The following is a 416-nucleotide window of genomic DNA, read 5'->3' as shown; positions in this document are numbered from 1 at the left end:
TATTCTGAATATTACAAAAGCCAGCTCGTTTTCTCATTGATATTTCGAATTATTTTGTAATATTCAGAATGAAATATTCACCCGAATTGAAAGAAATCCCGGGCTTCCCTGGATATGAGATTAAGTACGATGGAAGAGTTTTTAAATATGGAAAAGAAAAGATTGTTTCTTGTAAAAAAGGAAGGTCAGCTAAGGTAGTAATTAGGGTTAATCATAAAATGTACACTCTTGGGTTAGCAACTTTAATTGCAGATGCTTTTATCCCTAATCCATTTAAGTTTACACGCATTATATTTAAGAACAGAAATCATCATAATTGCCATGCTGATAATATCGCATGGGTGGATGATGAGACATATTTTTATTATTGCTGTAAAGGAGTTATTAAGAGAGGAAGGCCTAAGATTTTTATTGAA

Annotated in this window: 1 protein-coding gene; it reads left to right on the top strand. The window is 31.7% G+C overall.

The genetic code is table 11. The annotated features are described in order from the left end of the window. Positions 1 to 68: 68 nt before the first annotated feature. The coding region (locus E3E25_RS11525; RefSeq protein WP_206204736.1) for a hypothetical protein at positions 69 to 416 on the top strand (348 nt) is incomplete at its 3' end.

Source organism: Thermococcus sp. MAR1, assembly GCF_012027305.1.
Lineage (GTDB): Archaea > Methanobacteriota_B > Thermococci > Thermococcales > Thermococcaceae > Thermococcus.
The sequence above is the reverse complement of the archived record's forward strand: the minus strand, read 5'-3'. Positions and strand labels throughout refer to the sequence as shown.